This window comes from Aeromonas sp. PrichA-15, assembly GCF_017939245.1.
Classification (GTDB): Bacteria; Pseudomonadota; Gammaproteobacteria; order Enterobacterales; family Aeromonadaceae; genus Aeromonas; species Aeromonas caviae.
In genome coordinates this window covers 1-479 of record NZ_JAGKRH010000283.1, presented here as the reverse complement: position 1 = coordinate 479, position 479 = coordinate 1, and the positions used below count along the sequence as shown (strand labels likewise).

Annotated in this window: 1 protein-coding gene; it reads right to left on the bottom strand. The window is 62.0% G+C overall.

Features of this window, described 5'->3' with window-relative positions:
- Positions 1–375 (bottom strand): DUF6444 domain-containing protein (locus J9889_RS21020; RefSeq protein ID WP_246878154.1); only part of this gene is annotated, 375 nt, incomplete at its 3' end.
- Positions 376–479: the final 104 nt, after the last annotated feature.

Genomic DNA, 479 nt, shown 5'->3' with positions numbered 1-479 from the left:
GCTCACCTCGGGCAGCTCGAACACCTGATGAACCTGATAGGGTTTGGCATGGGCCACCATGTCCCCGCCACAGCAAGCGCAATCGGCGGCAGGGTAATGCGGGACCAGGGTCAGGCGGGCATCAAGCGGATGCCGCTCGCGGCGATGTCCCTTGTGACCGGGCTGCGCCCCCCGTTGCTTGCCGGACGCCGGACGCTTGCGGGCCGGCGGCGGTGCACCGGGGCCGTCGCTGGAAGGCGGCTTGGAGGAGTTGCCGCTGTGCTGATTGAGGCGGTCCTCCAGCTCGGCGATGCGGTCGAGGAGCTTATAAATCAGCTCGTTGGCCTGCTCCAGAGTGGTGGGCATTCCCGCGGAATGCATGGTGTTTTTGCTCATGGGGGGAGCGTATCTAAGGAGCAGGATCAAGCAAGCAGGAAAGTGGGATCAAGAGACGATCGTCTCATTTTTCCTGTGTCAATACTGTTCCGGTGAATACTTAC